This window comes from Streptomyces sp. NPDC026301, from assembly GCF_055567935.1.
Genome location: NZ_JBVHPN010000031.1, coordinates 43,769 through 50,622 on the forward strand (window position 1 = coordinate 43,769; position 6,854 = coordinate 50,622).

The window sequence follows — 6,854 nt, forward strand, 5'->3', positions numbered from 1 at the left end:
GGCCGATGCCCACATCCCTGCTGCCCACCGGTGACGCGGTCGCGGAGATCGAGGACCTGCGGGTCGTGGTCGACGCGGAGACCGGTCCCGGCCGCGCGATCGTCGACGGGGTGTCCCTGCGCCTGTACCCCGGGCGGATCACCGCGCTCGTCGGCGCGTCCGGCAGCGGCAAGACGACCACGGGGCTGGCCCTGCTGGGCGAGTACCCGCCCGGCACCCGCGTCACCGGCGAGGTGCGCGTACCGGACGGCCTGATCGGTTACGTGCCCCAGCACCCGGCCGCCGCCCTCAACCCCGCCCGCCGGGCCGACGCCCTCCTCCGCGACATCGCCCGCGCGCAAGTACGCGACCTGCCCCGCCGCGACCGCCGCGCGGCCGTCACCGAACGCGTCCTGCGCGCCTGCGCGCAGGCCCAACTCCCGGACGCGGAAGCTTTGCTGCGCCGCTACCCGCACCAGCTCTCCGGCGGCCAGCAGCAGCGCTTCGTCCTCGCCCAGGCCCTGCTGACCGGCGCCCGCGCGGTGATCGCCGACGAGCCGACCACCGGCCAGGACGCGCCGACCAAACGCCGCATCGCCGGACAGCTCGCCGCACTGGCCCGCCAGGGCATCGCCGTCCTCCTCCTCAGCCACGATCTGGACGTCGTACGCGCCCTCGCCGACGACCTCCACGTCATGCGCGCGGGACGCGTCGTGGAATCGGGCCCGACGGAGGAACTCTGGTCAGCTCCTCAACACGCCTGGACGCGCGAACTGTTGTCGGCATCAACACCGCTCACCGCTGCTGGGCCCACCGCCCCCGACGACCGTACGGCCAAGGCCCCCACCAGCCCTCTCCTCCACCTCCGCGACCTGACCGCCCGCCACCACCGCACCCCCGTCCTGCACGTCCCCGCCCTCACCCTCCGCTCCGGCGAGTGCCTGGCCGTCGTCGGCCCGTCCGGGAGCGGCAAGACGACCCTCGGCCGCTGCCTGGCCGGCCTCCACCGCACCCACGACGGTGAGATCCTGCTCGACGGCACGCCTCTCCCACGCAGCCTGCGCGCCCGCACCCGCGCGCAACTGGCCGCCGTTCAGTACGTCTTCCAGGACCCCCGCGCCGCCTTCGACGAACACCGCCCGGTCCTGGACCAGGTGGCCCGTACCGCCGTCCGGCTGCGGACCGTGCCCGTCGCCGAGGCCCTGGCCGAGGCGCGGCACACCCTCACCGCCCTCGGGCTCCCCGCCGACCTGGTACGCCGCCGCCCCCACCAGCTCTCCGGCGGCGAGCTCCAGCGCGCGGCCCTGGCCCGCGCCCTGCTGGCCCGGCCCAGGGTCCTGATCTGCGACGAGATCACCTCGGGCCTGGACACCGTGACCCGCCGCTCCCTGCTCGCTCTCCTCACCGGCCTGCTCCGCACCCGACCGGACCTCGCTCTAGTACTGATCACCCACGACCGCGACACCGCGGCCGTGGCCACCCGCACCGCCGTCCTCGAGTCGGGCCGCCTCACCGACCGCGGCCCGGCCGGGGCAGCAGACCCCGCATCGTCTCCGCCGCCCGTACTGCCGCGTCCCCGCAGCAGTTGTTGAACAGCACGTGGACGGTGTCGGCGCGCTCGGCCATGGACCGTATCCGCGGTACCCACTGGGCCAGTTCATCGGCCGAATAGACGTGCCGGTACCGATCCTCCTTACTGCCCGATCCCCAGGCCTCGCTCCTCCCATGGAAGCGGACCACCGCCGTGCGGGGCGAGGTCACCGGGGTGACGGGCGGCACCGACACCGGCAACGCCTGCGTCATGTCCACGGCCACGGCCGCCATGCCCAGTTCCGAGAGCAGCTCCGCGGTCCGGTCGGCCGTCTCCCCCCGCCACCAGCCGGGATGCCGGAACTCCACGGCGACGGGCCACCCCTCCGTACGCTCCCCGCACTCGCCGAGAAACTCCTCGGCGCGCGCACCCGGTTCGAACCACGGCGGGAACTGAAACAGCAGCGTGCCGAGGCGGCCGGCGTTCCGCAGCGGTTCGAGCGCCCCGCTGAACCACTCCCACACCTCATCGGCCAACCCGGGATCGACGTATCGAGCACCCCGGGCCCGAGAACCGCGTACGAACGCCGGACGCAACTCGCCAGGCAACGCCGCCGCCCGCGTGGGATGCCCGGTGAGCAGCGAGAACGCCTTCACATCAAACCGGAAACCGTCCGGCGTGCGCGCCGCCCACAGCGCACTGTTCCGCGCGCTGGGCAGCGCGTAGTACGTCGCGTCGACCTCCACCACGGAAAACCGCCCGGCGTAATACCGCAACCTCCCCTCCGCCCCCCGACTCCCCGCCGGATACCACCCACTCCGCACCAGCGCCGGATCCGTCCACGAACACACCCCAACGACAATCCCACCCATACCGCCCGACTACCCACCCTCCCGCCCCTTCACCGCCCACCCCCTCCCGTCCGGCGTACGACCTGGAGCAGGTACTCCTTGCGGTCGAGGGGGTTGGGGTCGGTGCGGGGGCGGGACGGGGGTGGGGTGGTGGGGACCGGGCGGTAGCGGTCGAAGGTGGTGTCCAGGACGCCCTCGCCGCGGGTCAAAAACGGGAGGGTGCGTTGGAGTTCGCGTACGCCGGCTGCGGGGATCGTGCCTTCGAGGCGGCAGGTCGAGGTGCGCAGGAGGGGGGTCTCCGGGACGGCGCCCAGGCGGGCCAGTACGGGCAGTACCGGGCCGAGGGCGTCGGCCGGGAGGTCGAGCAGGAAGCGGTGTACCGGCTCGTGGACCCGCGTACCGGCCTGGCGCAACGCGCTCATCAGCACCAGCGGCGTCAGATTGCGGAAGTCCCCGGCCGTGCTCGACATGCTCTTGTCGAAGACGGCGTGGGCGTGGCTCTGGCGTGCCGCGTACCCGGAATGCGTCAGGGTGACCGCGCAGTCGGGGATGTGCCAGCCGTGCAGGCCCTGGCGCAGTGTCTCGCGCACGGTCTCCTCGACGGCCTTAATGAACGCGTAGGGCATCGAGCCCAGTTCGATCGCCAGCCGGAAGTCCACGCCGTCGCCCGGCGGCGCCGGCTCGACGCGCAGCCCGACGGTGGCGAGGAACGGATTGCCCTCCTTGTGCATGATCTCGAAGGCCGCGCCCGGGCCGACGAGCCGCTCGGTGCAGATCACCGTGGTGCTCCGGAACGCGACGTCGATACCGAAGTCCTGCGCCAGCGTCGCCTGGACGACTTCCTTCTGCACTTCCCCGTAGAGCGACACGGACAGTTCCTGCCGGACGTCGTCCTGGCGCAGGCCGATCAGCGGGTCCTGCTCGGCGAGCTGGGAGAGCGCGACGTGCAGTGCCGCCTTGTCGGACGGCCGGGCGGGGACGATGACCGTCTCCAGCGTCGGGGGCGCGAAGTGCCGGGAGGCCATGGCCGCCCTGCCGTTCCGGTCCGCCCCGGGGCCGGTGACGGCGTCACCGATCCGTACGTCCTCCAGTCCCCACAGCACCCCGATCTCGCCGGCGGCGACCATCCCGCACCGCCGCACGACCGCCCCGCGCTCGAAGACCCCGACGGCGGTGACCTTGGCCTCCGTACCGCTCAGCGCCACCCGGTCCCGGGTCCGTACCGTCCCCGAGAACATCCGGACGTACGCGATCTTCTCGCCGGCCGGTCCGCGCTCCACCTTGAAGACGGTGCCCGACACCGGCCCGTCCGCCGCGCCCGCGGCCGTCGGCAGCAGCTCCTTGAGGCCGGCGGTCAGCGCTGCCACGCCCGCGCCCGTGATCGCCGAGCCGAAGAACACCGGGTGCACCAGGGCCCGTCGCGTCTGCGCGGCCAGTGCGGCCCGGAGCCGGTCGTACGGCACCGCCGTCTCGTCCGCCACGTACGCGGCCAGTAGCGCGTCGTCGTGCTCGGCGAGCACCTCGGCCAGCCGCGCCGCGAAGCCCTCGTCGGTTTCCGTGTACGGGAGCCACGCGGCTTCCGGCGTGCCCGTGCCGCCGCCGACCGCGCCCATGGCCACGACCGCCGCGTCCAGCTTCTCGGCGAGCTCGCGGACGACGGACGCGCAGCGCGCTCCGCGCCGGTCGATCTTGTTGACGAAAATGAGCGTGGGGATGCCGAGCCGCCGCAACGTCCGCATCAGAATGCGCGTCTGCGGCTGCACCCCTTCCACCGCCGAGACGACCAGCACAGCGCCGTCGAGCACGTTCAGCACCCGCTCGACCTCGGCGATGAAATCCGGGTGCCCGGGCGTATCGATCAGATTGACCGTCAGTTCGTCGTCGTCGTCATCGTCGGCGGCGACGACGAACGACACGACCGCGGACTTGATCGTGATGCCCCGCTGTCGCTCCAGCTCCAGCGAATCGGTCCGCGTACTTCCGTCATCGACGCTGCCGACCTCGTCGATGACCCCGGCGGCCTGCAGCAGCCGCTCGGTCAGGCTCGTCTTACCGGCGTCGACGTGCGCCAGAATTCCCAGGTTGAGACTGTGCACCGAGTGTCATGTCCTCCGAATGGGCGGCGATTACCTGCTGCTGGGACATGAACGTCTTCGGCATTTCCGTCTCCTTCTTCGGTGGATTGCGCGGCACGTCGGTACGACCCGGCGATCGGGCGGCCCGGGCTATCCGGCAGTGCAGCAGAGCCCCGCCCCTCCGGCAACGTATTTATCGGGGTTCCGCGCCATCGCCGATGCCACTGCCTCGCCCCGAACTGGGCCGGGGCGAGGCAGCGGTGGTTGCGTGTTCTGTGGTTCCTACGCTCGTTGGCCGGATTCCTCGGGCTGCTCCTGGGAGCGGAGCATCTGGGCCATTGCCTCCAGGCTCTGCGCTGCGGCCGTGCCGCCGCCGCAGGTCAGGGAGGCGATGAGGCTGCCGAGCAGGCCCGCCCGGTCAGCGACTATGCGGACTTGGCCGACTTCCACGACGAGACCCAACAGGTCCAGCCGTAATCCCTGTGGAATATCGAGTACGACACACTCTTGAGGCGGTGTGGTCATTCTGAGTCCCCCCTTTGAAGGACGCTAACCGTGCTCTGATACCCCCTCGACGGGCCGCCCATACTCGACCGGTGGATTGCCGCTCATGCTCGGCCGCAGTGGCGCGAATGGATGCAACTGCCGTATATCCCGCACCATTTATCGAGGCCGGCAACGAGTGTCACGGTGGAATCACCGAACACCCCACAGGAATACGTCAACGGGAGAGAGCGTATGAGGTACCGGGCCACAGCCGGCGGCTCGACGGGTACTGACGCGAAGGCGGCCGGGCGCGGCCGGGCGCGACGGGCTCAGCGTGCACTGTCGTCCGACTTGCCCTCGGCACGGTGGTACGCGGCGTTGATGCGCTGGGCCTCTTCGAGCTGGTCCTCGAGGATGACGATGCGGCACGCGGCGTCGACCGGGGTGCCCTGGTCCACGATCTCGCGGGCGCGGGCGGCGATCCGCAGCTGGTAACGGGAGTACCGGCGGTGCCCGCCCTCCGAGCGGAGCGGCGTGATCAGTCCGGCCTCGCCGAGGGCGCGGAGGAAACCGGGAGTGGTGCCGAGCATCTCGGCGGCCCGTCCCATGGTGTACGCGGGGTAGTCGTCGTCGTCCAGCCGACCACTGAGCGGGTTGTCTGCTGTCATTTCACCTCGTTGTACCGACCGTCAGGGCCTCTTGGCGCCGTGCGGCATCAGGGCCCGCAGGCAATTGAACACCAGCCTTCACCGTGCGACTGGTCAATGTCTACTCCGGCCGGGACAGATTTCAGCGCGTTCGGTGGGCAGGAACGAGCCACTGAATAGAATCGGCTCCCATGTCGAACCCTGACGCGCTGCTCGTCGACATCGCCACCATGGTGGAGTCCGAGCAAAGCAATCAGATGCCCCTGACCGTCGTCACCAGCAGCGCGGTCATCACCGGCCGACTGGCCCCCGAAGCCCTGTGGCGGGAGCGGGTGTCGGAGGTCCTGTCGGACTCGGAGCGGCTGAGCCCGTTCTCCGGCATCTTCACCGCCGACCGGACACAGAACCGACCCGGCCGCGTGAACGTCCCGACGCACCTGCACTTTCACGTCGCCCGCATCCTGCAGGGCAGCATCGGGATCCCGGAGACGGGCGGGATGTACCGCGTCGCGATCCAGGACGTGAGCGCGTGGACCGTGGGCGACTTCAGCTACTCCGACCACTGAGAAGTACGCGTTACTGAGACGTACGCGTCACCGAGGCGTATGCGTCATTGAGACATACGAAAGGAGGGCCCTGCCGGCGCGTGCCGGCAGGGCCCTCCTCGTTGTTCCGTTGTCGTCTTCCGCTCGCGAGAGTTACTCGGAGTCGGGCGTCCCGAGCAGTGCCGACGCGGCCTCCAGCGGCGAGAGCGCCTCCGTCGGCGCGGTCTCGGCGGTGTGGCACGTGAAGCCGAGCCGGGTCATGGCCCGGGTGACTTCCCCGGTGGTGAAGTCGCGGCGGTCCTGCCGGGTGACGATCGCGCCCACCTGCTTGACGGGGTAGTGACGGCGGCCGATGACCACCGAGTCACCCGTGATGGGCTCCGGCTTGATGCCCTTCATCGCGGCCAGGACCCCTTCCTTGGAAAGGTCGAACGGGAAACGAGCGATGATGCAGCGCATGATGCCTCACAGACAGGGGGAGAGGGGCCGACTGAGGGGAGGGACGATCAGCGGGAACCGGTCCCCGTGGCGGGGGTGGACTGTCGCTGGCCGGGGGCGCGGCGGGTGCGGTCGGTGCGCCGGTTCTGGGCGTTGCGGCTGCGGCGGCCTCGGGTGGAGGAGGGGCTGCCGGTGCGGGGGCGGTCGGCGGCGGGCTTGGGGATGGTGACCGGGATGCCGGAGGGGGCCTGGGCGCCGGTGATGCGGGTCAGTTCCTGGTCGCCGGAGCGGACCTGGGTGAT

General features: G+C 71.1%; 7 protein-coding genes and 1 pseudogene. 2 read left to right on the forward strand and 6 right to left on the reverse strand.

Annotated features, from left to right (window positions below):
• Positions 1 to 5 precede the first annotated feature (5 nt).
• Positions 6 to 1,571, forward strand: a complete 1,566-nt coding sequence (locus ACZ4MH_RS32880; RefSeq protein WP_351600857.1) for an ABC transporter ATP-binding protein — start codon at positions 6 to 8, stop codon at positions 1,569 to 1,571.
• Here ACZ4MH_RS32880 and ACZ4MH_RS32885 read toward each other — a convergent pair.
• From ACZ4MH_RS32885 to ACZ4MH_RS32900, 4 genes are all read right to left on the reverse strand, one after another.
• On the reverse strand, positions 1,489 to 2,382 hold the full coding sequence (locus tag ACZ4MH_RS32885) for a DUF72 domain-containing protein (protein WP_351600849.1): 894 nt from the start codon (positions 2,380 to 2,382) through the stop codon (positions 1,489 to 1,491). The genes ACZ4MH_RS32880 and ACZ4MH_RS32885 overlap by 83 nt on opposite strands.
• A gap of 29 nt (positions 2,383 to 2,411) precedes the next feature.
• The gene (locus ACZ4MH_RS32890) at positions 2,412 to 4,457 is read right to left on the reverse strand and encodes a translation factor GTPase family protein (protein WP_351600846.1); all 2,046 of its coding nucleotides are present in this window, start codon (positions 4,455 to 4,457) and stop codon (positions 2,412 to 2,414) included.
• A gap of 261 nt (positions 4,458 to 4,718) precedes the next feature.
• Positions 4,719 to 4,886: a hypothetical protein gene (locus ACZ4MH_RS32895; RefSeq protein WP_351600843.1), complete on the reverse strand. Its 168-nt coding sequence runs from the start codon at positions 4,884 to 4,886 to the stop codon at positions 4,719 to 4,721.
• Positions 4,887 to 5,251: 365 nt separating this feature from the next.
• On the reverse strand, positions 5,252 to 5,590 hold the full coding sequence (locus tag ACZ4MH_RS32900) for a helix-turn-helix domain-containing protein (RefSeq protein ID WP_351600840.1): 339 nt from the start codon (positions 5,588 to 5,590) through the stop codon (positions 5,252 to 5,254).
• Positions 5,591 to 5,760: 170 nt separating this feature from the next.
• Here ACZ4MH_RS32900 and ACZ4MH_RS32905 point away from each other — a divergent pair, with 170 nt between their 5' ends.
• The gene (locus tag ACZ4MH_RS32905) at positions 5,761 to 6,135 is read left to right on the forward strand and encodes a hypothetical protein (protein ID WP_351600837.1); all 375 of its coding nucleotides are present in this window, start codon (positions 5,761 to 5,763) and stop codon (positions 6,133 to 6,135) included.
• Between the two features lie 132 nt (positions 6,136 to 6,267).
• Here the strand turns inward: ACZ4MH_RS32905 and ACZ4MH_RS32910 are convergent, their stop codons facing one another.
• Positions 6,268 to 6,573 carry an SCO5918 family protein gene (locus ACZ4MH_RS32910; protein ID WP_351600834.1) on the reverse strand — a complete coding sequence of 102 codons (306 nt, stop codon included), beginning with the start codon at positions 6,571 to 6,573 and terminating at the stop codon, positions 6,268 to 6,270.
• Between the two features lie 47 nt (positions 6,574 to 6,620).
• Positions 6,621 to 6,854, reverse strand: a pseudogene (locus ACZ4MH_RS32915) (DEAD/DEAH box helicase); the annotation flags it as partial.